Genomic DNA, 26,297 nt, shown 5'->3' with positions numbered 1-26,297 from the left:
CAAAAAATTATAAAAACGAGGTGAAAAAGATGCCAAAGAGAGAGGATTATCTTTCGTGGGACGAGTATTTTATGGGTGTCGCCTTTTTGTCTGGAATGCGAAGTAAAGATCCATCGACACAAGTGGGAGCTTGTATAATTGACAAGGAAAAAAAAATAATTGGAATGGGCTACAATGGGTTCCCTTTAGGAAGTTCTGACGATGAGATGCCTTGGGGGAAAACTGGAGATTTTTTAGACACAAAATATCCGTATGTTGTTCACGCCGAATTAAACGCAATTTTAAACAGCATAAAATCTTTGAAAGAAAGCACAATTTATGTGACACATTTCCCATGCAATGAGTGTGCAAAAGCGATAGTGCAATCAGGAATAAAAAAAGTTATCTATTTTTCAGATAAACATAAGAATTTGGAATCAACTGTTGCTTCGAGAACAATATTGAAAAATGCAGGTGTAGAAATTGTGAATCTAAAAATGGAAAAGGAAAAGATTGTTATAAATTTTAAAGATTAGAAATAAAAATAGTCGTAAATAAAAAATTTAAAATAAAAAAGTTGAAAGCTGAAAAGAGGAAAAAAATGGTTAATATTGGAAATGACTGGGATGAGATTTTTAGTTATCACAAAGAATTTGAAAAAGATTACTATAGAAAGATGAGAAAATTTCTGGTGTCTGAATATAGGACAAAGAAAATTTATCCAAAAGCTGAAGAAATTTTTACAGCTTTTAAACTTACAAGTTACAAGGACTGTAAAGTGGTTTTACTTGGACAGGATCCTTATCATGGACAAAATCAGGCGCATGGAATGGCTTTTTCTGTAAAAAAAGGAATTATGCTTCCACCGTCGTTAAAAAATATTTATAAGGAAATTAGTGATGAATACGGCTATCAAATGAGTAATAGCGGATATTTGGAAAAGTGGGCAAAGCAAGGAGTGCTGCTTTTGAATACAGCTCTTACAGTTGTTGCAGGAAAAGCAAATTCTCACTCAAAAATCGGATGGGAAATTTTTACTGACAATGTGATAAGTTATTTAAACGAAAGAGAAGATCCGATTATATTTATTTTATGGGGTAATAATGCAAAAAGTAAGAAAAAGCTTATAAATTTGGAAAAACATTATATTCTGGAAAGTGTGCATCCAAGTCCATTATCTGCAAGTCGTGGTTTTTTTGGCTGTGGACATTTTAAAAAAACTAATGAGATTCTGAAAAAATTAGGGAAAAAAGAGATTGACTGGCAAATATAATTTTTTTTAGGAAAGGAGGAAAATTAAATGAATTTTAGAAAATCAGAGCCAAAAGATGTCAACAGAATTTTGGAAATCATTGAAATGGCAAAGGAAGAGCTAAAAAAAATGAAGCTAAATCAGTGGCAAAATGGCTATCCAAATAGAAACTCAATTGAAAGTGATATAAAAAAAGGGATAAGTTATGTGCTGGAAACTCGAATTGATGGAAAAAATAAAGTTGTGGCGACAATTGCACTCTCTCCTGAAAAAGAGACACCATATAGTAAAATTGATGGGAAATGGCTAACTTGCGGTGATTATGTGGTAATTCATCGAATTGCGGTTGATAAAAATGTAAAAAATCAAGGAATTGCTACAAAACTTTTGGAATTTTCACAAGATGTCTGCCTAAAGAATAATATTTTCAGCTTGAGAGCAGATACGCATGAAAATAATGAGCCAATGAGAAGAATTTTGGAAAAACAGAATTTTAAGTATTGTGGAGTAATATTTTTGGACAGAGAGCCAGATGTTGGGGCCAAAAGAATTGCATTTGAAAAAATTTTGCGAAAAAAACCTGTTATAAGTGATATTAGAAAAGAAATATAAAAATATAGAAAATAAAAGTTTAAAGAAAGTGAGATGATTAAGCGTGAAATTTGAAACTAAGACAATACATGGAATAAAAAAGGAAAAAAAGAAAGAATTATGGGGAACAACTGTAAATTTCGCTTCAACTTTTCCTGTTGCAGAATTTGGAGTAACGCAGGAATTTGAATATTCAAGGGTGTCCGCTCCAACTAGAAATCAACTCGAAAGTTTACTTGCAAATTTGGAAGGCGGTAAATATGGATATGCCTTTTCATCTGGAATGGCAACTACAACTTCAGTTTTTACAATATTTGAAGCAGGAGATCATATCATTTTGGGGCAAGATATTTATGGCGGAACTTACAGAATTTTGAACGATGTTTATTCAAAATTTGGAGTTGAATCTACGTTTGTTGATACAACTGATTTAGAAAATATAAGAAAAGCAATAAAGCCTAATACAAAAGCAATTCTTATCGAAACACCGTCAAATCCTTTGTTGGATGTAACTGATATAAGGGGAGTTGTAAAACTTGCGAAAGAACATAATTTAATTACAATTGTGGACAACACATTTATGACACCGTATTTGCAAAGACCGCTTGATTTTGGAGTTGACATTGTAATTCACAGCGCAACTAAATTTTTATCTGGACATCACGATTTACTTGCGGGAGTTGCAGTTACAAACGATGAAAAATTGGCAGAAAAAATTCAATTTGCTCAAACTGCGGCGGGAGCGCTAATTTCTCCGTTTGACAGCTGGCTACTTATGAGAAGTCTTAAAACACTTAAATTAAGAGTGGAAGCTGCACAAAAAAATACAGAAAAATTGATAGAGTTTTTCCAAAAACATGATGCAGTTGACAAAATTTACTATCCAACTTTGGATACAAACAAAGGTAAAAAAATTCACGAAAGTCAAGCAACTGGTGGTGGAGCAGTATTTTCATTCACTCTAAAAGACGACTCAAAAGTAAAAACGTTTTTTGAAAGTTTAAATGTGGCAATATTTGCTGCTAGTCTTGGTGGAGCTGAAACATTGGTAACCCATCCAAGCACAATTACTCACGCTGAAATGCCTGAAGAGGAAAAGGAAGCAAGAGGATTTACACATTCATTGATTAGAATTGCAGTCGGATTTGAAAATATTGACGATTTAATTGCAGACTTTAAACAAGCATTGGAAAAATAGAAAAATAGGAGAAAAATGGCTAAAAAAATTGATGATGGAAAATCTCAGATAATATTAATTATGGCAGTTGTTATAATTGCAGTATTTATGCTCTTTGGGATGTTTAACAAAAACGGAAAAGATATAAAAAACAGTGAAAATACTAAAAGTGCTAAAATCTCTAAAAGTGCCACAAAAAATCCTAAAATTAAAAAATCTAAAGAAAAAAAAGAAATAATTCCAAAAATTTCTGATGGTTATCAAGTGCTAAAAGTCAGCGATGGAGATACAATTAACATTCAAAAAGTTGAAAATGGAAAATTTGTCGGTGAAATGTTAAAAATTAGAATGTATGGAATGGATGCGCCTGAAAAATCGCAGGATTATGGTCCTGAAAGTAGACAAGCTTTAGAAAAATTAGTGGCCGGGAAAACTTTGAGCATAGAAGTGAAGAATAAGGATAGATATGGCAGAACAGTTGCGGTTATTTATGTAAATGGTAAAAATATCAATGAAGAGATGGTAAAAACTGGAAACGCATGGTGGTATCAGGAATACGCCAAAAATGATACGCAATTTGGAGAGTATCAGCAAAATGCAAAACAAAAAAAATTGGGATTATTTTCAAGAAAAGGTTACATTGAGCCTTGGATTTACAGAAGAAATAAGAAGGAAAATGTTAAGCAAACTAAAATGAAAAGAAGATAAAAGAAAAAAAGTGGAGCAAATAAAAAAGATAGAATATAGAAAAGGAAGATAAAATAGATGTTTATTGATGAAAGTGTAATTACGGTAATTTCTGGAAAAGGAGGAGATGGAGCCGCTACTTTTAGGCGTGAAAAGTTTGTCCAGTTTGGTGGACCTGATGGCGGAGACGGCGGAAAAGGAGGGGATATTGTCTTTCTTGCAGATCCAAATATCAATACGTTGGTAGACTTTAAAAGCAGTAAAAAATTTAAGGCTCAAGATGGGCAAAAGGGGATGCCATCTCGTGCAACGGGAAAATCTGGAGAAGATTTGGTCATAAAAGTACCAGTTGGAACGATGATTAGGGATTTTGAAACAAATAGGCTTTTACTTGATTTGAGTAGTCCCAATGAAAAAGTGGTGTTTTTAAAAGGAGGAGATGGAGGCCGTGGAAATATCCACTTCAAATCTTCTGTAACAAAAGCGCCAAAAATCGCTCAAAGTGGAAGAGAAGGCGTGGAGTTAAAAATAAAAATGGAATTAAAAATGTTAGCAGATATAGCTTTAGTTGGCTATCCGAGTGTTGGAAAATCAAGCTTCATAAACAAGGTGTCAAAAGCAAAATCAAAAGTTGCAAGTTATCATTTTACAACTTTAAAACCAAAATTGGGAGTTGTCAGAATGGGAGATGAAGAAAGCTTTGTAATTGCCGATGTACCAGGTTTGATTGAAGGCGCTCATGAAGGAGTGGGACTTGGAGATAGATTTTTAAGGCATATTGAGAGATGTAAAGCGATTATTCACATTGTTGATATTTCTGGAATTGACGGAAGGGATTCGAAAGAAGATTTTTTAAAAATAAATGAGGAGTTAAAAAATTATAGTGAAAAATTGTCACAAAAGAAACAAATTGTTGTAGCAAACAAGATTGATATGCTCTATGAAGATGAAAAATACGACGAGTTTGAAAAATTTGTAAAAGAAAATGGAGCTGAATTTATATATCCAATTTCGGTTATTGCGAATGATGGGATAAAACCGGTTTTATCTAAAGCTTGGGAATTGATTCAAACTATTCCTAGAGAACCGTTGGAAGAAGTGGAATCAGTTGAGGATTTATTAAGTGACATTAATAAAAAAGAGGACTGGGAAATAAGACAAACTGGTGAAAACGCCTTTGAAGTGGATGGACGAATTGTGGATGATGTACTTAATAAATATGTATTTATTGGAGAAGAGGGAATTATTAATTTTTTACAGAAAATGCGAAGTCTGGGAATGGAAGCTGAGCTTGAAAAAGCAGGTGTAAAAGAAGGAGATACAATACTTATCGCTGGATATGAATTTGAATATGTGATTTAAAAAATAAAAAATGGGGGAAGGAAAAAACAAGAGAAAAAATAAAAGGAAAGGATGGAAAGAAATTGGGGTGAAAAAAAATTTAAAAGGAATTGTAATAGCTGGACCTACTGGAGTTGGAAAAACAGATTTATCAATAAAGTTAGCAAAGGAAATAAATAGCGAAATTATTTCCGCAGATGCTTCTCAAATTTACAAAGAGTTAAACATTGGAACAGCTAAAATATCCCCAAAGGAAATGCAGGGGGTAAAGCACTATATGATTGATGTTGCAGATCCTTGCAGTGATTATTCTGTCGGAGATTTTGAAAAAGAAGTCAACAAAATTTTATTTGAAAAAGAAAATAATTTGGAATCTAAAAATAAAAATATTATGCTTGTCGGTGGAACAGGACTTTATATAAAATCTATAACTGATGGATTTGCCAATTTGCCGCCAAAAAATGAAAAAATTAGAGAAGAACTTTCCAGTAAATCTTTGGAAGAATTACAGGAAATTTTAAAAGATTTGGACAAAAAATCTTACAATGAAATTGATTTATTTAATAAATTAAGGTTAATTAGAGCAATAGAAGTTTGTTATTTAACTAATGGAAAATTTAGTGAATTAAGGATGAAAAATATAAAAAGTAATAATTATAAATTTTTAAAAATTTTCTTAAATAGAAATCGTGATGAATTGTATGAAAGAATAAATTTACGCGTGGAAATTATGATTAAAAATGGGCTTGTTGAAGAGGCAAAAAAAGTATATAATAAGTACAGAAAGAATCTTTATAAAATATCTTCGATAGGCTACAAGGAATTATTTCTATATTTTGAACATAAAATAACTTTTGATTGCGCCATAGAATTAATAAAAAAAGAAAGCAGAAATTACGCAAAGCGACAACTGACTTGGTTTAAAAAAGAAAAGAACTATATTGTTTACAATTTTTCTGAAATGTCTGAATGTGAAATTATAGAGGATATCTTAAAAAGATGGAAAAATTTTTAAAAAATAAATTTTGAGAAAGGAGAAAGACCAAAATTTTGGTCTTGTATTAAAAAAATGGAAATTTTAGAATATTTATCAAAAAATAGAATAAAAGTGGATTTAAAAGGGAAAAACAAAGAGGAAGTTATAAAAGAAATGGCGCAAGTTTTTGTAAAAGATGGTATTTTGAATGCTGATGATTTAGATGAATTTATTTCCTCAATTTATGAAAGAGAAAAATTATCTCCGACAGGAATGCAAGATGGTGTCGCAATTCCACATACAAAAACACATTTAATAAAAAAAATGTCCTTAGCACTTGGAATTTCTAAAACTGGAATAGATTTTGACAGTATGGACGATGAACCTTCAAAATTAATATTTATGATAGCTGCACCAGAAGATGCAAAAGGGGAACATTTAGATTTACTTGCAGAAATTTCAAAATTGAGCTTTGAAGAAGAACTTGTAGAAAAAATAGAGTCTGCGGAAACAGTTGAAGAAGTTTTAATTTTATTAAAATAATAAATTATTATTTTTTTATTAAAAAAATATAGAAAATATGTAGAACCCCTTTATTTAATGGGGTTTTATTTTCTTAAAAATAAATTATAAAGATATTGTATTTTTAAAAAATATTTGGTATAATAATTGTGAGTGGTAACATTATAGAATAGTTTGAGAAAAATTTATGCAATTGTGAGTGAGGAGTGTTGATTTCAAATTAAAGTAGGAGGAAATGGAATGAAAAAGATGGGATTCTTGTTAATAGGAATAATGATGGTTTCAATGACAAGTTACTCCGCAACAAGTAAGTTGGAGGACAGTTTAAATTCTATTGAAAATCAATATAATGAATTGTTGAAGAAAGAAGCGGCACAGAAAGAATCTTATAAGAGACAACTTGAAAAGTTAAAATCTGAAGTAGAAGTTCTAAAAGAACAAAGAGACGGAAGAGAAAAAACTATAGAAAAATTAAGAGTAGATTCTGAAGTTAGATGGCACAGAGATAAATATAAAGTTATTTTAAAAGACTTTGAAAAAAATAATTACAATATTGAAAAAATGATAGCTGAAAAAGAACAAAAAATTACTGAACTAGAAACACTTTTATCAGTTATGGATTAATAAAAAATGGAAGGAATGGTAATGAAAATGAAATCAAATAGTAAATTATTATTATTCGGTGTAGTGGTGGCATCCTCTTTACCGATATTTGGTAAAAGTGCACAAGCTATAATAAATGATGCAAGAAAAGATTACTACAATAGTTTGAAACCTAAAAAAGTTGATAAAACTTTAACTGTAATTGAAAATGCCGATGGAAGTGTGGAAGAGGTGTACAAACCAAGAACTGGATTGGAAAAATTGGAATATAACACTGCAAGAGCAAAAGATAGAGTAGATTTTTATCAAAGCGTAGTGAGAAGTGTTCAAAGAGAAGAAAATGAACTAAAAGGATTTAATGATGTTTTTGGTAAGAAGAAATCTTCTAGAAAAGTTATAAGAAAAAGTTCAGGTAAATAAATAATCAAATAAAATAAATTCTTTTAATTTATTTTAGAAAGGAAAAAAAATGAATAAAAAAGTAGGAATAATAGCAGTATTAATGCTTAGTCAACTTCCGTTTGCTGTGATGGCAAAAAGTGCAGATACTGATGCTGCAGTTCAAAGATTAGTAAAACTTGCTAAACAGAGAAAAACAAAAGAAACAACTTCTGAACCAGCTGTTACAAAACAAGGTGGAAATTCTGCTGTAAATTTAAATGTAAAAAAAGTAAAAAAAGTAAGAATAAATAGAAAAAATATGTCTGAAAGTGAACAGATGAACTATGAAATACAAAGAATTAGCAAAAGAGTCGATGAAATTAACAATAATATTGAAAAATTTCACAAAACTAATGAATTATTAGATAAAATGGAAGAAAGACTAGATGGAATTCAAGGAAAAATGAAATAAAAAAATAGAAATAAGTAGTTATTACAGGAAGGGAAAGGATAAAAATATGAAAAAATTAATATTATTAGCATTAGGATTAGGAGCTTTGTCTTGTACAAACGCAAAATTGGTAGACTATAATGCAGGTAGATTAGATACTATCGAAGATTATTTAAAAGCTAACAAACCATATCCAGGAAGTAAAGAATACAAATCTCTTGAAAAGGAGGCTGAATCATGGTCAAACCAACAACCACAACAAGAACAACCATCAGATCAACAATAATTGCCATATTTGCAATTTTAATGATTTCAGCACCAGTAATGGCTAGAAGATTGACTACAACTAAAATGAGAGAAAATACAATAAGAATTAATGCTTTGGAATTAGAAGAAGCTAAGGAACAAGGAATTATAGATGAAGGTCCTAAGACTATAACACTTGATTCTAATAAATTGAATTTTGATTTTGATAAATCTGTAGTTAAAGAAAAATATTATGAATTGTTAAGAAATGTAAAAGAATATGCAGAAGTAAATAATTTAAATTTAGTAATTGTTGGACATACAGATTCTAAAGGTTCAGATGCTTATAATATGAAACTTGGAATGAGAAGGGCTGTTGCTGTTAGAGATAAATTAGTTGAATTTGGATTGAATCCAGCAAGAATTATTGGAGTGGAATCAATGGGTGAAAAACAACCAATTGCTACAAATGAAACTGAACAAGGTAGAGCAGAAAATAGAAGAATTGAAATTCAATTTCAAAATGCTGCGCCAGTAAAAAACACAACTGAATAATCAACAATAAATTTTATAATATATATTGTCCTTTTTATTAAAAGGGCAATTTTTTTCATAATAAATTATAGAAATAAAATCGATTTTAGTGTATAATGATTCTAGTTATAAAGATTTTTTTAGAAAGAAGAGGTATGTTAAAATATGTGGTTTACTAAATCACCAAAAGATGTTTTAAAAGAGTTGAATGTCTCGGCTGAAACGGGACTTTCAACGGAAGAAGTAAAAAGGAGGCTGGAGAAATATGGACCTAATAAATTAAAAGGAAAGCCGAAAAAAAGTTTATTGCAGCTATTTTTGGCACAGCTTCAGGATATGCTTATTTATGTGTTAATTGGTGCAGCTGTTGTTAATATTATTGCGCATGGGAAAGACGGGATAGCTGATGCTTTGATAATTTTAGCGGTAGTTCTTATAAATGCAATAGTTGGAGTTGTGCAGGAATCTAAGGCGGAAAAGGCATTGGAAGCATTACAGCAGATGACGACACCTAAGAGCTTGGTTAGAAGAAATGGCGAAGTGATTGAAATAAATTCAGAAGAGTTGGTGCCGGGAGATATTTTAGTAATTGATGCAGGAAGATATATTCCAGCAGATGTCAGACTTATTGAAAGTGCTAATTTGCAGATTGAAGAGTCAGCACTTACTGGAGAATCTGTTCCAAGTGAAAAAGATGCTAATTTTATTACAACTGATGCAAAAATACCTATTGGAGATAAGGAAAATATGGCATTTATGTCAACTATGGCAACTTATGGAAGAGGAGAAGGAGTTGTAGTTGAAACTGGAATGAATACGGAAATTGGAAAAATTGCACAGATTTTAGATGAAGATAACAATACATTGACTCCGCTTCAGATAAAATTAGAAGAACTTGGAAAAATTTTGGGATATGGAGCGTTGGCAATTTGTGGAATTATTTTTGTCATAGGGTTGATTCAAGGAAGAGAAGCAGTTGAAATGTTTATGACTGCAATAAGTCTAGCTGTGGCGGCAATTCCTGAAGGACTTGTTGCGATTGTTGCAATTGTGCTTTCGCTTGGGGTAAAGACTATGTCAAGGAAAAATGCAATTGTGAGAAAATTACCTGCGGTTGAAACATTGGGAGCGGTAAATATCGTTTGTTCTGATAAAACCGGGACGCTTACTCAAAATAAGATGACTGTTGTAAAAACTTATACTTTGGATAATTTGAGAGATATTTCCAGTCAAGATGGACAAAAGGCAAATATTGATGAAACTGAGTTAATCCGTTCGTTTGTGCTTTGCTCAGATGCATCTGTTGAAAATGGACAAGATATCGGAGATCCGACAGAAGTGGCTCTGATTGTCTTGGGAAATAAATTTGATTTGGAAAAAAACGCATTGAATGCTAAATATAAAAGGGTTTCTGAAAATCCATTTGATTCGGACAGAAAACTTATGTCGACACTTAATGAAGAAGGTGGGAAATATAGAGTTCATACAAAAGGTGCGATTGACAACATTCTTACAAGAGCAAATAAAATTCTTGTAAATGGAAAAATTTTGCCATTGACTGAAGAAGCGAAAAATAAAATATTGAAAGTTGCTGAAGAAATGTCTGATGACGCTTTAAGAGTGCTTGGAGTGGCATTTAAAGATGTTAACAGTCAAATTTTACCTGAAGAGATGGAAAAGGATCTGGTTGTAGTTGGAATTGTTGGAATGATTGATCCGCCTAGGACTGAAGTGAAAGATTCGATTGTGGAAGCTAAAAAGGCTGGAATTACTCCGATTATGATAACTGGAGATCATAAGAATACGGCGGTTGCGATTGCAAAAGAGCTTGGAATTGCGACAGATATTAGCCAAAGTTTAACTGGAGCTGAAATTGATGAGATTCCAGATGATAAATTTGCTAGGGAAGTGAATAAATATAGAGTGTTTGCGAGAGTTTCGCCAGAGCACAAGGTTAAAATAGTAAAGGCGTTTAAGGAGCAAGGAAATATTGTGTCAATGACTGGAGATGGAGTAAATGATGCACCGTCGCTTAAATTTGCCGATATAGGAGTTGCTATGGGAATTACTGGTACAGATGTTTCTAAAGGTGCTAGTGATATGATATTGACTGATGATAATTTTACTACGATAATTCATGCGATTGAAGAAGGAAGAAATATTTTTAACAACATCAAAAAGACAATTATATTCTTGCTTTCTTGTAACTTAGGAGAAGTTTTGTGTGTATTTATTGCGACGTTATTCGGCTGGGCAATACCGTTAGTTGCGACTCAGCTTCTATGGGTAAACCTAATAACGGATACATTACCTGCAATTTCGCTTGGAATGGATCCTGGAGATAAGGAAGTTATGACTAGAAAGCCTAGAGATCCGAAGGAGAGTTTCTTTTCTGAAGGTGCGGGAATGAGATCAATTGTTGGTGGAGTGCTGATTGGAGTGCTTACACTTGTGGCATTTTACCTAGGAATTATTCATAGCGGGACTGTGCCTATTTCGGTCGTAAAAGACAGTAATCCCGCAACACGGGAAATTTTAACTTATGGAAGAACAATGGCGTTTATTGTTCTTACATTCTCACAATTATTTTATTCATTGTCAATGAGAAATAGTAAAAAAACTATTTTTGAAATTGGATTTTTTGGAAATAAATTTTTGATTGGAGCAATTGTTATTGGGATAGTTTTGCAAATTGGTCTGACTTCAATTCCAAGTATTGCACAAATGTTTAAAGTAACTGCGATAGATCCGAGTCATTGGGAAATGGTGATAGGATTGTCACTTGTTCCGTTTGTTGTGAATGAAATTATAAAAGTGATTTCAAGAAGAAAAAATGATTAAAAAAATTTTAAAAAGCTTCTTTTAAAACTTGACAAATGCCGAAAATATGGTACTATTATAGTGATAAAAAAAATTGGAGGAATGAAAATGTCAAAAAAAGAATTTGTAGATGCTTATGCAAAAGCAACAGGAGAAACTAAAAAAAGATCGGAAGAATTAGTAAATTCCTTTTTAGAAACAGCAAAAGAAATTTTATTAAAAGGAGAATCAATCCAATTCGTTGGATGGGGAACATTTAAAGTGGAAGAAAAGGCGGCAAGAGAAGGAAGAAACCCGGCAACAGGAGAAAAAATGCAAATAGCTGCTAAAAAAGTAGTAAAATTTAAAGTTGGTAAAAAATTGGCTGACGAAGTCAATAAATAATTAAATTATAATTTAAAAGTAAAAAAATTAAAAGAAAAACAAAAAATAAAACTATCTTAATAGATTTGAATATCAATTTTTAAGATAGTTTTTTTGATTTTAAAAAAATTTATTAAAAATTGTGTTTTGTTTTAAATAAATTAAAAGTGAGAAAATAGCGACGAAAAGAAATGCCACTCGAAAAAATTTTTTTTCACTTTTTCTTTTTAAAATAAAAGTAATTATTATTAAAATGAGGTTTGTTGCCAAATCAAGGTAATTTTTTATCTTGTAAACAGAAAATCCTGTCAAAAAGATGATAAAAATTATTATGGATGCAATTGTTTCGTCTTTTGACAAACTTTTTTCCACAATAGGAAATTGTAGAAGAGCTGTGCCTTTAAAACTTTTGGGAAATAAGTCATAAAGTAAATGGATTGCAATTCCAAGGCTAAGTCCAACCGTTACAAAATCTGTTATGTCATACTTCGTTTTATAAGTCAATGTAAGAATTTTACTTTGATGCAGCACAAATAAAATAATTACAAGTAGCGGAGAGTGGGTCAATATATTCCTATGGCTTAATTTAAACTTGAAGTCGTAATCTGGAAATTTGAAGCCGACATAATAAAAAAATATTAAAATTAATGTTGTTATCGTGTGATAAAAAAAATCCATTTCTCCTTTTCTTTTCCCTTTCATTTTTTCTTGTTTTCTTTTTTTTTAATTTTTTTCTCTATATTTTCTCTTTTTCTTTAATTTATTTATTTTTTGCTTTTAATATCTTTCCAATCCAATGTATTTGAAAAATCTTTAACAAATGCAGCAAAAATTCCTAAAAATAGTCCGACAAAAAGTGCTGCAGCTAAAACTAATTTTTTATTTAATGATGGTTTTGTAGTTGAATTAATGTATTTTATAACTGGGCTTGAATCATTTTTTAGAAGTCTGTAATATGAAAGTCTTGAAACCAGAGTGTCAGTCAAAGGGTCTTTCGTCGTTCTTATATCTGTATTTTTAGAAATAAATTTATATTGTTCATCCAATAATTTCAATTGAGAATTCAAATAACTGTTTTTTTTGTCTGCCAAATAATTTTGTGCAAGTATGTGATATTCTTTGGAAAAATTTTCCCCTTCGGATTTACTTTTTGTTGAAAATTTTACTTTTACCATCGGATCGCCAGTTTCAGTTTGTGTAGTAAGTCTAGTTGACATTTCTTTTAAAAATTTATTTTCTGGCAAATTTAAGTTTTTTAGTGTTTTTGAATGATTTTTTATGTAGGAAAAAAATTCAAATGAACTAAGTGAATATTGAGAATTTTCTCCAATTTCCGTCAAAACTTTGTCATTTCCATATAAGTTTATTTCCGTTTTAAAAGATTTGTTTAAAAAAACAAAGGCTGTCGCAAGCGCTATTGTTATAACTGTAATTAGAGCAATTAAGGCTTTATTTTTGTAAATAATTTTGATTATTGTGTTCAAATTTAATGTTTGATTTTCTGTATTCATTTTAATTTCCTTTCTAAAAATATTTTTTCTCAATTAAGATTTTACCAAAAAAAATGGGATATTACAACAAAAATTTTAAAAACTGTGTATTTTGAATTTTTTAAATAATTTTAGTAATTATAAAAAATAAAAAAATTTTTTATAAAATCTTTACTTTAAAATATAAAAATGATATTATTTATATAGTAGGAGTGATTAAAATGTATATAAAATATGAAAAATTAGAAAAATTATATTATAAAAGTAAAAAATTAGATGAAGAATATGAAAAAAGAATAAAAGATAGCTCAACGATTGTTACAAATTTGATGATTTATTCCGAATATAAAAAAAAGCAAGTGCCATTGTTTTTTAAATTTTTGCCGAAACACTTTAAATTGCAGGAAGAAATTTATAAAAATAGTAAAAAAATTGAATTAGAATTTCAAAAGTTGACTTCTTTGATGATGTTTTATACAGTAAATAAGCTGTTTGTAAATGAAATTCTTTATACGAACAAAGTTGAAGGGATTCATTCTAGCAAAAAGGCTATTTATTCCGAATTGCAAAATAAAACTAGTAAAAAAAAATTTAGTAAAAAAGAAAAATTAGTTGGAATTGTAAAAAAATATGAAAATATTTTGAAAAATAAAGAAGAAAAAATTGAAAGTTCTGAAGATTTTAGGAAAATATATGAAAAATTGTTTATTGATTTTTTGGAGAGTGAAAATTATAAATTAGATGGAAAAATTTTTAGAAAAGATGGCGTTGAAATAAAAAACGATGCGATGGAAGTAATTCATCGGGGAATTTTAGGAGAGGAAAATATACAAAAAGAAGTTGAAAAAGTAATAAAACTTTTAAACGAAAAAGAAATTCCGTCGCTTATAAAAATTTCAATAATTCATTTTTTTGTTGAATATATTCATCCGTTTTATGACGGCAATGGTCGCTTTGGAAGATATTTGCTGTCAATGAACTTGGCTAAATATGTGGGAAAATATACAGCGCTGTCAATTTCATATATGATTGCACAAAATAAAATGAAATATTATAAATCATTTAAAGAAGTCGAGAGTAAATATAATTTGGGAGAAGTAACTTTTTTTGTTGAAAATATTTTGGAAAATGTTATTGAAGGACAGAATTCAATTTTGGAATTAATTGAAAAAACGATTGAAAAGGCGGAATATATGGATAAAATTTGTGAAGAAATTGAAAATCAAAGAAAAGATGTGAAAAAAATAGAAATGCAAATATTATATATTTTTATCCAAGATTATTTATTTAACGAATTTGAAAAAATAAAAAACAAAGATATAGCAAAAATTCCAAATTTAAATAAAACTCAACAGACGATAAATAAATATACGAAAGAATTGGAAAAAAAAGGATTTATAAAAAAAGTTTCCAGTCGTCCTTTGAGATATGAAATAGAAAGCTGGATAGCAGAAAAATTTTAAAATTCTAAAATTTTTTATAAAATTAATAAAAAAGTGGAAATTTATTTTTATTTTATATTATTTCCACTTTTATTTTTATAATTTTAATATTTTCGATTTTTTAATTTTTTTTGAATTTAAAAATTTTTTTAAAATACATCTTTATCTGATAACTTGGCATCTTTTGTCTTAAACATTTCCAATAATTTTTCAACTGTCAATTTTTGCTTTTCAGCACCTTTTATGTCGAAAATAATTTCTCCTGCGTGAAGCATAATAAGACGATTTCCATAGGTTATGGCATCTTGCATATTGTGGGTTATCATAAGGCTTGTGATATTATTTTTTTCGATAATTTCCTTTGTCTTTTCCAAAATTTTATTGGAAGTTTCTGGGTCAAGTGCTGCTGTATGTTCGTCTAACAAAAGTATATCTGGACGGTTTAGGGTTGCCATTATAAGCGATAGACACTGTCTTTGTCCACCAGATAGAAGTCCTACTTGAGTATGCAGCTGCTTTTCAAGACCTAAACCGATGTCAGCTAATTGTGACTTGTAAAAATCAATGTTTTTTGTGTCAAGTCCGAATGTAAAATTAAATCTTTTTCCTTTATTTTTCGCCATTGACAGATTTTCTAAAACGGTCATTGAAGGCGCTGTTCCCATTGTCGGGTTTTGGTAAACTTGAGAAATCCATCTGGCTCTTTTGTGCTGTTCTATAGATGTTATATTTTGTCCATTTAAAATAATTTCTCCTGCGTCAGGTATCACTTGTCCATTTAGAACATTTAATAAAGTTGATTTTCCTGCACCATTGCTTCCGATAACTGTTATAAAATCGCCGTCATTTATTGTAAAATCTAGTCCTCTGAAAACTTTTTTTTCCGTCCCTAGTTCTGAAAAAAATGTTTTATGTAAATCTTTTATTTCTATCATTTTTTATCTTCCACTTTCTTTTTTCAATTTTTTCTTACCTTTTTTGGCTTTCTTTGCAAATTCGTGCCATAAAATTATTGTCAAAATTATAGCTGTAATAATTTTTACATCAGTTGGCTTGATTTCCAAAATCTGAATTAAGTTATCTGGCAATTTGATTGCTTGAAATAGTGATTTTGTCCAGGTATTTGACATAAGTGCCAAATTTATTATGAAATAGTACATAAGCGAACCTATCGTAACGATTGAAATTTCATTTATGAGTTGCGATTTTTTTAATACTCCAAGTCCTAAAATTATTGCGGCAAGACCGATTACGATTGTCCCAACTCCAGATTGTAAATCCGCAACCTTTAAGTTTTGGGCAAAAAGTGCTCCAGATAGTGCGACAACTCCGTTTGAAATCATAAGTCCAAATATTTTTAATCTTTTCTGATTGACTCCCAAACTGATTACAAGCTGTTCATTATTTCCTAGTGCTCTTAACGCAAATCCAAATTTTGAAGTTAAAATATAGTCAATTATCATCTTTATGACAAAGGCAATTATAACAGTTAGCATAAGTTTTACATCTTTTGTAAGTGCAACATAGATAATTAATACGATTGTTGAAACTGTATAAACTCCCATGCTTACAAACATATATTTATTTGCTTTGATTTTATAATCGTAAAATCCTTTTAAAATTAGTAAAAATACTAATATAATTATAAATGGAATAAAGTTTTTTTCAAACGAAACTATTTCATAAATACTTCTCTCTGGCGAAATAAACACATTTGGCATTCCGACAATTCTGGAATTTATACTGTAAAGTCCAGTCATTACAAGAATTCCCGCAAGAAGTCCGTTAATTTTTAAATAGACGTGCAGTGCTCCTGTAATAAGTCCAGCTATCATTCCACCAATAACGGCTAAAATTAGTCCCATAACAGGACTTGTTATTCCAAAAAATCCTGTTGACGAAAGGGAAAACGCCGCAAAGATAAATCCTCCAAGTGGAAAAGTTCCGTCCACCGACATATCTGGAAAATCCAGTATTTTATAAGTCAAATAGACTCCCATAACCATTATTGAATATATAAATCCTATCTTAAAAGCTTCAGGCAAGCTCTGTAAGAAAATTACCAACTCATTCATTTTTTACTCTCTTTCTTTTTGTATTAGTTTTTTTGTTTTATTTACCTACAATTTCGGCACCTTTAAATAGCGGATTATTTATATCGATTCCAAGTGCTTTTGCAGTCTTTTTATTAACATAAAGCTTTAATTGCTTTGAAGTTTCAAAAGGAACTTGCGAAACAGGTTTTCCGTTTAAAATCTCAACTGCCATTTGACCAGTTCTCTTACCTAATTCGTAGTAGTCAATTCCCATTGTAAATAGTGCTCCTATTTCAACTGATGAGTTTTCGGAAACAACGACTATTTTTTTAGCATTTATCGCTTCTGATGTGATAAGCTGCATTCCTGAGACTACCAAGTTATCAGTTGGCAAATAAAGAGCATCAACTTGTGTAAGTAAATTTTTTGTAGCTTGAGCCAATTCTCCAAAATTTGTAATACCTTGTAGCACAACTTCTAATTTTTTTTCTTTTGCTCTTTTTTGAATTTCAGCGATTTGAACAAGTGAGTTTTGTTCAGATGGATTGTATAAAACTCCTATTTTTTTTACATTGGGATTTAATTTTAAAAGTAAATCTAATTGCTGTGAAACGTTGTCAACCTTGTCGCTTGTCCCTGTTACATTTGAATTTAAAATTTTGGCAGAAGCGGGGTCTGTCACAGCAGAAAATAGTACTGGTATATCAGTTATGTTGTTTGCCAGCTGCTGTGCTGACGGAGTTGCAATTCCGAATACCAAGTCTTTTTTGTCGGCTTTATAGTTATTTGCGATTAATGTTGCAGTTGAAACTTCTCCATTTGCATTTTTTTCATCGAAGTCTGCATCAATTCCAGCTTGTTTTATCGCATCTTCAAATCCTTTTTTTACCAAATCAAGCGATGGATGTGTCATAAACTGAGTTACTCCAATTTTGAATTTAGCTTTTTGCTGTGAATTATTTTGAGTCTTTCCATTGACTGTGTCGTTTTTATTTCCACACGAAAGTGCAAAAATTAAACTTACAAGCACCAATAATATCTTTTTCATGTTCTTATTTTTCCTTTCTTAAAATTTATTATTTTTTAATTTCTTAATTTTTATTTTTTTTAAAAATTTAAAATTTTTAATTTTTTGATTAATTAATTTATTAATTTAATTATTAGTAAGTATTTAATTTAATAAATTTAATAAAAAAATTTTTATATTTTTTATTTTACCATTTTTGCTTTACTTTTAATATCTTGTGGCAAGTTAATATTTAGCGCTGCAAGTGTTTTTTCATTAATTACGATTTCGCTTAATGGCATTTGCTTAAACTGGATTTCATTTGGCTTTTTACCATTTTTCAAAATTTCAATTGCCATTTTTCCAGCTTCTTTTCCAATTTCATAATAACTTACTCCCTGAGTTATTAAAGCTCCTTTTTCTACATGGGCGGCTTCCGCTCCAAATACTATTTTTTTAGCACTTGCAGCTTTTTCTGTGATTAAATTTGCAACCGAAGCGACCAAATTATCTGTCGGCAAATAGATTGCGTCGGCTTCCCTTGTCAAATTATCAACTGTCTGTGGAATTTCATTTGCCTGAGTTACACTTTTCTCAACAACTGTAAGTCCTAGTGGCGCTGATGCTTTTTTTAAGTCTTCCACTTGAACTTTTGAATTTGGTTCAGATGAATTGTAAATGACACCAACTGATTTGATTTTGTCATCCAATCTTTTTAGCAGTTTCATTTGTTCAGATACATCCATTCTGTCACTGACACCAGTTACATTTGGTTTCAAAATTCCAGCTGATTTTGGGTCTGTAATCGCCGCAAAGACAATTGGTATAGAACTTGTTGACTGTACCGCAGTTTGTGCTGTACTTGTCGCTATTGCGTAAATTAAGTCAACTTTTGAACTGGCAAAATTATTTGCAATAAGATTTGCATTTGCAGTTTCCCCATTTGCATTTTTTTCATCAAAGTCCGCATCGACTCCAGCTTCTTTAAAGGCATCTTCAAATCCTTTTCTCGCATTATCTAGCGCCGGATGTGACGCAATTTGTGTAATTCCTATCTTAAATTTTTTGGAATTACCTGTCTTTTCATTTGTTTTATTTCCGCTTTCTGCTGAATTACCGCAACCGATAATTAAAAAAGTCAGAAGGCTAAACAAAATTAATAATTTTTTCATAAATTTCCCTCGCTTCCTACTATCCTACATTTTTTTCATCATTAAATAATACCATTTTTTTTTGGTTAAAGCAATAATAATTATTTTTTTGTGGCATTCGGGATAAAATTATAAACTAAGCTGTCAAGAATATAAATATAGCAAGGCATTAAAATTATAAGAAAAGTATTAAAAATTATATTAGGAAATCAATACCCCCTATTTTTTATTATTAAAAAAAATAAAAAGTGCATCTTTTCAAATCCAGTTAATAATAGTCTTAATATTTGTTTTATCTTTGTTAATAAATAAAAAAAAGCATTTATCCTTTCAATTTTTTTGTAAATTCTTAAAAAAAAGCTTGATTTTTTTTTTTTCGATTGTTATAATGTTAATGTTACTAAAAAAGTAAAAAATTTAAAAAAGTTCGGAAATTCTATTAAAATCACTCACTCATTTAAAGCTATTCTTGATAGTTTTTCCGCATTTCTTAGTTTTTAAAAAAATTTGAAGAGAGGTTAAAGTTTATGACTGATAATTTAAGAAATTTAAAAAAAGAACTGAAAGCTTTTGCAAAAAGAGTTAAAGATTTTAAATATACAGACTCAGCGGTTATTACTTTCCTATTGACAGGAATGTTGGGAATTACTGGGTTTACAGTTAATCTTTATTCAGCAGAGGACGAAATAAAAACACAGGAACATGCAATAAATACATCCATATTACAACTACAGAAGGATTTTAAGCGGGCAAGACAGGAAAATAACAAGCTGTTAAGAGCGACAAATCTTGAATTAATTCAATTAATGGAACAAGGAGATCACGTAGTTAAATCACCTTGGAGCTCTTGGCAATATGGAATGAATTATGTTAATAACAACTGGAATGGTGAATATAAAGGACGTGGAGATAAAGTAAAAGACGTTAAATACACAAGAAGTACAGGAATGGATAAATATCAATACCAAAGAAGAGGACAGCTAAGCTATGGTGGTTCTACTGATATAACATTCCCAATTGAGCCTAATGCGGCAATACCAATAGCAGCGGCACTAAAACCTATTACACCGTTGGCTAAGAATGCTAATTTGGCTTTGAATGTTGATCTTAGTGGACTTCCAGCTTTTGAGCCTACTACTGTGGCGGCGCCAGTTACTCCAAGTATTGCTGCTCCTAATCCTAATATAAGTGTTAAATTAGATATTACTTCAAAATCTCGTGGAAGTGGAGAATCTATAAGAGTATTTTCATCAAGTGGAAATGCAGCGGTGGAATCTATTAGTATACAAGGTGGAGAAATAGAAATTAAAAGAATTAATAGTATTGGAAGTGATGGAGAGTCTACTCATACTGCTAATGTTAAAGGGGTAACACCGGTTTCAATTAAACCGTCTTCAATTACAGTTAGTTATGATGGAAATTCAAAAGCAAGTTTTGGAACACAATATGATAATAAGTCTTTTACTTCAACTGGTAATAATGCGTTCTTTCAAGTAAATGGACATCAAAAATTTGGAGTTACTTTAAACTCTTCAAAAATTGATTATACTGTAACTGACGGATTTACTGATACTGATCATTATGCTGAACTTGTTCACCAAGATGTGCATGGTGGAGCTAGTATGACAGATGTTCAAACAGCATTAACAACTGGTGGAATGGGGTCTTACAATACTACAGTATTTGATGATATAAAAAAAACAAACGCTAATTCATCAAAGGTATCTACAGATGATTTCTACAATGTTTTTGGTAATACAGGAAATATTACTATAAGAGGACAAAAAGCAATATTTACACATAGTTATAAACATACTGATTTTACTACTGGTGAAGCAAATGGTGTTGTTTTTAATGATGGTAAAGTGTTATTGGAAAAAAGAAAGGACGGAAAGCCTGAAACTCAACATGCTGTATTTTTAGTTTCAAAAGATAATGTAGTTAATCATAATAAAGTTAACAATCAATATTTTTACAATGCTGACAAGGGAAGTGTAACCGCGGAAACAGATAATACAGCTATGTTTTTATTTTTGCCAGAACAAAATGGTGGACATAGACATATAAGTGTTATAAATAAAGGAACTTTAAAATTAACAGGAAACACTACAGCAGGATTATTTCCTAATAATGGTGATATGGGAATAGATTTATTTATTAATTTTAGTGATGGAAAAAGTGCAGGAAATCAATTACAACTAGTACATTCAGAAAGTGCACATAATAGTAAATATTATAATGAAATAACTGGCGGAATAACTAATAGAACTACTGCTGAAAATAATTCACATCCTTTGATTATAAGTGGTAAATCAAGTGCGGGACTGTATTTGCCAAATAAAAATTCTGTTGTAACAGGACAACTTGCAGTTGATGTACAAACTTCTGGAGGAACAACAGATGGGTCAGCAGGGATTTATGCAGCAGATGATGTAGATTTACAAGGACATTATATTAAATTAAGTGGAAGTAATAATGTTGGAGTATATCCTGCTTTATATGGTACTACACCAACGGCTAATGATGCTAATATTTATCTAGGTGCTGGTAGTATAAGACTTGAAGGTGGAAATAATAATACTGGAATTGTAGTAAAAAATAATAGTGGTAATGTAGGTACTGTATACTCTGAAAGTGAAATGGTGTTAAAAGGCGGAAATAATAATGTTGCTATTTATGCTTCTGGACATAATTCAGCACATAATACGCCAGATGTGACAGCTAAAAGTATTGAAACTGATACAGATGCAATGGAAGATGGAGTATTTGTATATACTGAAAGTGGTGCAAAAGTAAAAACAGATGCTGCAGCTGGTGGACTTAAAATAAAAGGTAAAATTAGTAATGGCAATCCTGTTTACGTTGGAGGAACTCTTTCTAAAAATTCTGGAGGTGTGTATGCAAAAAGTGGCAGTGAAGTGGATATTAGTCAATCTACAAGTACCTTTGGACATGGAACAGGTGAATATAACATTGATATAACAGGTGCAAGGGCAAAAGATAAGGCAGGAAATGATACTGATGTATATGCAGGATTTGGATTATTTGCTGATGGAGCGACTATAATAGCAAATAAAAACACAGTAAAAGCAACTAATACAGCGGTAGCTGCTGCAGCCACAGGAGCAAATGGTAAAGTTGTTTTGCGAGATGGTGGAGTAGATTATGAAGGTTCAGGATATGCCTTGTATTCTGATGGTGTTGGACAGATAGAATTCCAAGGTGGTACATTAACATTAGGTGGAAAAGCAACTGGTTACATAAAAGATATGTCTAATCCAAGTACTATTCAATTCGATAGTAACACTAAGATAGATGTTAAATCAGATGATGTAATATTAATGGATTTAAGAAATTCGGGTCCATTGAACTCAACAAACTTGGATAACCAATTTACAGGTGGTTCAGGATACTTGGCTGGAGCTAAAATAACAACAGGAAGTAATAAATTCAAATATAAATATGCAGTAATTGATGGTATTCAATTTAATATTGATTCTGACATCGACAAAGGAGACAGTTCGTCAACATCAGATGGTTATGTATTCACAAGAAGATTACTTTTACAGAATGCTGAAATCAATGTAGGAGCAGGAAAAAATGTAACTGCAAACTTAAACACAGCAGACCTTACTTCAATAGGTGGAGCAAATATTCCAGTAGGAATTGCAGTAGCAGCTTCATCTAATTCAAAAGTGCCAGCCAATAATAAAACTGGTATCAACAACGATGGAAATGTGACAGTAAACAGAACAGACAGCGGAAACGGTGGAGTAGGGCTTTACGTAAACTACGGTAAAATTAATAATAACGCAAGTGGAAAAGTGGAAGTGGAAGCTACAAAAAATAATCCACACGCAGTAGGAATTTACGGAACAAACAGTACTCCAATTGTAAATGCTGGAGAAGTGACAGTAGGTGGAGAAAAATCATTTGGTATTTTAGGACTTTCATACAGAATAAACAATGCCGGAGCAAGAGTTGACCCAACTACAGAAGCATACTATAATCCTACTTTAGCTGCAGCTGGACAATATGGTAAGGTTGATGTGACAAATACAGGAAAAATCACAGTGAACAAAGACAGCTCAGTTGGAATCTATGCCTACAACAACAGCTTGGGTATTGGAAACAACAACGAAAGAGGAGCAGGTGACGTTAAAGCGACAAATGCAGCTGGCGGAACAATTACAATGAACGGTGGAAACAACTCAATTGCAATGGGAACTTCAAGAGGTACATTGACAAATGCAGGAACAATCAATGTAAATGGAACAGTTTCAGCAGGTATGTATGCCACAGATAAATCTTCAATGGAAAATGCAAGTACAGGTATAATTAATGTTGCGGCAACAACAGCTGGAAGCGAATCAATCGGTATGTTTACGCAAGATGTTGATACACCAATAACAACATCAGGAACAATCAATGTTGGTAAAAATTCATACGGTATTTACGGAAGAAACGTAAATATGACTGGCGGAACAATCAATGTTGACGACAGCGGACTAGGTATTTACTCAACAGGTCCAAATATAGCATTAACTGGTGGAACAATCAATGTCGGTAACGACAATGCGGTAGGGGTGTATGCTCAAGATGACAAGAATTCACCATCTCCTGCAATAAATATTACAGGAAATGTAAATATGAATGTTGGAAACAACCAGTCATTTGGATACAGCTTAATCACAAACAGACCTGTAAACTTGACAACAGGAGCGGGAACTACAGCTACAGTTGGAGATAAGTCAGTGTATATCTACTCAGCATCACCAATTCAGGCAGGAAGCTTGATAACTAATAACAGTACTGTAAATACTACAGGAAGTAACGGATATGCAATCTACTCATTGCAGGATGCAGTGAACAACGGAACTCTTAACCTAGGTTCAGGGGTAGGAAATATAGGTCTTTACTCGACAGGTGGAACAATTACGAATACAGGAACAATTAATGTAGGACCGTCTAATACAATGACAAAAGAATTTGGAATCGGAATGGCAACAGGATATTTTGATGAAGCAACAGGAGCGGTTTCAAATAGAGGAACAGTAGTAAACAGAGGAGTAATCAATGTAACGACTCCAAACAGTATAGGAATGTATGCGGTAGGAGCAGGTTCAAAAGCGATAAATGAAACAAGTGGAATAATCAACCTGAGCGGAGCTAACACAGTAGGAATGTACATCGACCAGGGAGCGACAGGAATAAACTACGGAACAATAAAGACAGTAGCGACAGGATCTAAAATGAAAGGTGTGGTATTAGCCAACGGAGGTATCCTTAAGAACTATGGTAACATCGAAATAACAGGACCAGATACAATGGGAGTTTACTCAGATGGAACAGGAAGCGTAAGCATGCCTTATGCGGAAGATGAAGATTCTGCAAGAGGAGTGACAGGACATAACAACTCAGACAGACCAATATATTTGGCCTCAGCTACAGATGAAAAACCTGAAGGAAGCGTAGTAATCAAGACTCCGCCAAAGGCAAATCCACAGTCAGTAATGGTAAGAAAGCCAGATGGAACACTTGAACCAGTAGCAATAGAAAATGTTGACACAAATGCTGCAACACCTAATGCGACATTGGTGGAAGTGAGAGCAGGAGACAGTACACTATTGAATGATCCATTTAGAACATTTAACTTGAAAGACTTCTCACAAAAAGGGCAGACTGGAGAAATCACAAGCCTAGCAATGTATGTAGATACATCAGGAATTAACTTCACTCACCCAATTCAAGGATTGCATTATTTGTCAGGATTGACAGATATAAACTTGATAGTGGGAGTAGAAGCTACTCAATATTCAAATGCCAAAGCGATTGAAATAGGGGACAACATATTAAAACCATATAACGATGCGTTGACAGGAATAACAGGAACACTTAATGTAAATTCATCAAGCTTGACTTGGCTTGCACAGCCAGTAAGAAACTTGGCAGGAAGCGGAATAGACAGAATCTACTTGGTAAAAGTTCCATATACAGACTTTGCAAGCGCAAAAGATCCAGATACGAAGAACTTCCTGGATGGACTGGAACAAAGATATGGAGCTGACACATACGGCGACAGAGGTGCCAGAGAAAAACTTCTGTTTAATAAATTGAATGACATAGGAAAAGGTGAAACTCACATATTTGCACAAGCAGTAAATGAAATGAAGGGTTACCAATATTCAAATACACAGCAGAGAATAAACGAAACAGGAAGCCTTCTTGACAAGGAGTTCAGTTATCTTCAGGATCAGTGGAGAAATCCATCGAAAGACAGCAACAAGATAAAAGTATTTGGAATGAGAAACGAATACAACACAGATACAGCAGGAGTGATAGATAACGAAAGCAACGCCTACGGAGTAGCTTACGTCCATGAAAAGGAAGATGTGAGAATGGGTCACAGCCAAGGATGGTATGCAGGTGCGGTAAACAACCACTATAAATTTAAAGATTTAGGTGGCTCAAGAGAGAACCAGACAATGGTAAAAGCAGGAGTGTTCAAGACAATGTCACCGGCTAAGGACCATAACGGCGCACTTCAATGGACAATAGCAGGAGATGTATTTGCAGGAAGAAATGAGATGAAACGTAGATTCTGGATAGTTGACGACACATTCAATGCGAAATCTGATTACTATTCATACGGAGCCGCATTGAAGACTGACTTGGGATACGACATAAGAACATCAGAAAGAACACATTTAAGACCATACGGAGCATTGAAAGTGGAATATGGAAGATTTACGGACATAAAAGAGGATGACGGAGAAATCAGATTGACAGTTGACGGAAACGACTATATTTCAGTAAAACCGGAAGTTGGAGTGGAATTTAAGTATGTACAGCCAATGGCACTAAAAACAAACTTGTCAGTAGGACTTACAGCAGCCTATACAGATGAGCTAGGAAAAGTAAACGAATTAAATAAAGCCAAGGTAAGATATACGACAGCAGACTGGTATAACTTGAAGAATGAAAAAGAAGACAGAAAAGGAAGCGGTAAGTTTGACCTTAATATTGGAATTGACAACACAAGATTCGGAGTAACAGTAAATGCTGGATATGACACTAAGGGAGAAAATGTAAGAGGTGGACTTGGATTCAGATTGATTTACTAATTGAAGAAAACTTTTTTACAATTTAGCATGAATAAAAAAATAGTGAGACTTTTATGTTTCACTATTTTTATTATTTATTAATAAAAAAACCTTGATTTTACGAACAAAGTAAAGTATAATTTTAC

The 26,297-nt window shown here is 31.7% G+C and carries 23 protein-coding genes; 17 read left to right on the top strand and 6 right to left on the bottom strand.

Features of this window, described 5'->3' with window-relative positions:
* The first annotated feature begins 29 nt into the window (after nt 1-29).
* The 15 genes from BCB68_RS09865 to BCB68_RS09795 all read left to right on the top strand — a co-directional run bounded on the left by BCB68_RS09865 (nt 30) and on the right by BCB68_RS09795 (nt 11,944).
* Nucleotides 30-515, top strand: coding sequence for a deoxycytidylate deaminase (locus BCB68_RS09865; protein WP_094080831.1), 486 nt, complete (start codon nt 30-32; stop codon nt 513-515).
* Between the two features lie 65 nt (nt 516-580).
* Complete coding sequence (locus BCB68_RS09860) at nt 581-1,252, top strand: uracil-DNA glycosylase (RefSeq protein ID WP_094080622.1); 672 nt, start codon at nt 581-583, stop codon at nt 1,250-1,252.
* A 27-nt stretch (nt 1,253-1,279) separates the two neighbouring features.
* Complete coding sequence (locus BCB68_RS09855; RefSeq protein ID WP_094080621.1) at nt 1,280-1,843, top strand: GNAT family N-acetyltransferase; 564 nt, start codon at nt 1,280-1,282, stop codon at nt 1,841-1,843.
* Between the two features lie 43 nt (nt 1,844-1,886).
* Complete coding sequence (locus BCB68_RS09850) at nt 1,887-3,020, top strand: trans-sulfuration enzyme family protein (RefSeq protein WP_094080620.1); 1,134 nt, start codon at nt 1,887-1,889, stop codon at nt 3,018-3,020.
* Nucleotides 3,021-3,035: 15 nt separating this feature from the next.
* Nucleotides 3,036-3,707, top strand: a complete 672-nt coding sequence (locus BCB68_RS09845; RefSeq protein WP_094080619.1) for a thermonuclease family protein — start codon at nt 3,036-3,038, stop codon at nt 3,705-3,707.
* 57 nt (nt 3,708-3,764) lie between these two features.
* Nucleotides 3,765-5,048 (top strand): GTPase ObgE, encoded by a 1,284-nt coding sequence (obgE, locus tag BCB68_RS09840; protein ID WP_094080618.1) that lies wholly within the window; start codon nt 3,765-3,767, stop codon nt 5,046-5,048.
* 67 nt (nt 5,049-5,115) lie between these two features.
* Nucleotides 5,116-6,042, top strand: coding sequence for a tRNA (adenosine(37)-N6)-dimethylallyltransferase MiaA (miaA, locus tag BCB68_RS09835; RefSeq protein WP_237048634.1), 927 nt, complete (start codon nt 5,116-5,118; stop codon nt 6,040-6,042).
* A gap of 54 nt (nt 6,043-6,096) precedes the next feature.
* Entirely contained in the window at nt 6,097-6,546 is a 450-nt protein-coding gene (locus BCB68_RS09830; protein WP_094080616.1) for a PTS sugar transporter subunit IIA, read from the top strand.
* Between the two features lie 219 nt (nt 6,547-6,765).
* Nucleotides 6,766-7,149, top strand: a complete 384-nt coding sequence (locus tag BCB68_RS09825; RefSeq protein WP_094080615.1) for an adhesion protein FadA — start codon at nt 6,766-6,768, stop codon at nt 7,147-7,149.
* Between the two features lie 21 nt (nt 7,150-7,170).
* Nucleotides 7,171-7,548: a hypothetical protein gene (locus BCB68_RS09820; RefSeq protein ID WP_094080614.1), complete on the top strand. Its 378-nt coding sequence runs from the start codon at nt 7,171-7,173 to the stop codon at nt 7,546-7,548.
* 49 nt (nt 7,549-7,597) lie between these two features.
* Nucleotides 7,598-7,981 (top strand): FAD-I family protein, encoded by a 384-nt coding sequence (locus BCB68_RS09815; RefSeq protein ID WP_094080613.1) that lies wholly within the window; start codon nt 7,598-7,600, stop codon nt 7,979-7,981.
* A 46-nt stretch (nt 7,982-8,027) separates the two neighbouring features.
* Nucleotides 8,028-8,246, top strand: a complete 219-nt coding sequence (locus BCB68_RS09810) for a hypothetical protein (RefSeq protein ID WP_094080612.1) — start codon at nt 8,028-8,030, stop codon at nt 8,244-8,246.
* On the top strand, nt 8,198-8,761 hold the full coding sequence (locus tag BCB68_RS09805) for an OmpA family protein (RefSeq protein WP_094080611.1): 564 nt from the start codon (nt 8,198-8,200) through the stop codon (nt 8,759-8,761). Before BCB68_RS09810 ends, BCB68_RS09805 begins: the two co-directional genes overlap by 49 nt.
* Before the next feature lie 144 nt (nt 8,762-8,905).
* Nucleotides 8,906-11,581 carry a cation-translocating P-type ATPase gene (locus BCB68_RS09800; protein WP_094080610.1) on the top strand — a complete coding sequence of 892 codons (2,676 nt, stop codon included), beginning with the start codon at nt 8,906-8,908 and terminating at the stop codon, nt 11,579-11,581.
* Between the two features lie 87 nt (nt 11,582-11,668).
* Complete coding sequence (locus tag BCB68_RS09795) at nt 11,669-11,944, top strand: HU family DNA-binding protein (protein WP_094080609.1); 276 nt, start codon at nt 11,669-11,671, stop codon at nt 11,942-11,944.
* A 99-nt stretch (nt 11,945-12,043) separates the two neighbouring features.
* Here BCB68_RS09795 and BCB68_RS09790 read toward each other — a convergent pair whose 3' ends face one another.
* Entirely contained in the window at nt 12,044-12,625 is a 582-nt protein-coding gene (locus tag BCB68_RS09790; protein ID WP_094080608.1) for a hypothetical protein, read from the bottom strand.
* 62 nt (nt 12,626-12,687) lie between these two features.
* Nucleotides 12,688-13,434 (bottom strand): lipopolysaccharide biosynthesis protein, encoded by a 747-nt coding sequence (locus BCB68_RS09785; RefSeq protein ID WP_094080607.1) that lies wholly within the window; start codon nt 13,432-13,434, stop codon nt 12,688-12,690.
* 200 nt (nt 13,435-13,634) lie between these two features.
* Between BCB68_RS09785 and BCB68_RS09780 the strand changes: the two genes are divergently transcribed.
* Nucleotides 13,635-14,876, top strand: a complete 1,242-nt coding sequence (locus BCB68_RS09780) for a Fic family protein (RefSeq protein WP_094080606.1) — start codon at nt 13,635-13,637, stop codon at nt 14,874-14,876.
* Nucleotides 14,877-15,004: 128 nt separating this feature from the next.
* On the opposite strand, the gene BCB68_RS09775 is transcribed toward BCB68_RS09780, so the two are convergent.
* From BCB68_RS09775 to BCB68_RS09760, 4 genes are all read right to left on the bottom strand, one after another.
* Nucleotides 15,005-15,790, bottom strand: a complete 786-nt coding sequence (locus BCB68_RS09775; protein WP_094080605.1) for an ABC transporter ATP-binding protein — start codon at nt 15,788-15,790, stop codon at nt 15,005-15,007.
* Between the two features lie 3 nt (nt 15,791-15,793).
* Nucleotides 15,794-16,930, bottom strand: coding sequence for an ABC transporter permease (locus BCB68_RS09770; RefSeq protein WP_094080604.1), 1,137 nt, complete (start codon nt 16,928-16,930; stop codon nt 15,794-15,796).
* Between the two features lie 37 nt (nt 16,931-16,967).
* On the bottom strand, nt 16,968-17,939 hold the full coding sequence (locus tag BCB68_RS09765; RefSeq protein ID WP_094080603.1) for an ABC transporter substrate-binding protein: 972 nt from the start codon (nt 17,937-17,939) through the stop codon (nt 16,968-16,970).
* Between the two features lie 161 nt (nt 17,940-18,100).
* The gene (locus BCB68_RS09760; RefSeq protein WP_094080602.1) at nt 18,101-19,069 is read right to left on the bottom strand and encodes an ABC transporter substrate-binding protein; all 969 of its coding nucleotides are present in this window, start codon (nt 19,067-19,069) and stop codon (nt 18,101-18,103) included.
* Nucleotides 19,070-19,575: 506 nt separating this feature from the next.
* On the opposite strand from BCB68_RS09760, the gene BCB68_RS09755 reads away from it, so the two are divergent.
* Nucleotides 19,576-26,172, top strand: coding sequence for an autotransporter-associated N-terminal domain-containing protein (locus BCB68_RS09755; RefSeq protein ID WP_094080601.1), 6,597 nt, complete (start codon nt 19,576-19,578; stop codon nt 26,170-26,172).
* Nucleotides 26,173-26,297 lie beyond the last annotated feature (125 nt).

The organism is Leptotrichia sp. oral taxon 498 (assembly GCF_002240055.1).
GTDB classification, from domain to species: domain Bacteria; phylum Fusobacteriota; class Fusobacteriia; order Fusobacteriales; family Leptotrichiaceae; genus Leptotrichia; species Leptotrichia rugosa.
This window is presented reverse-complemented; position numbering and strand designations above follow the sequence as displayed.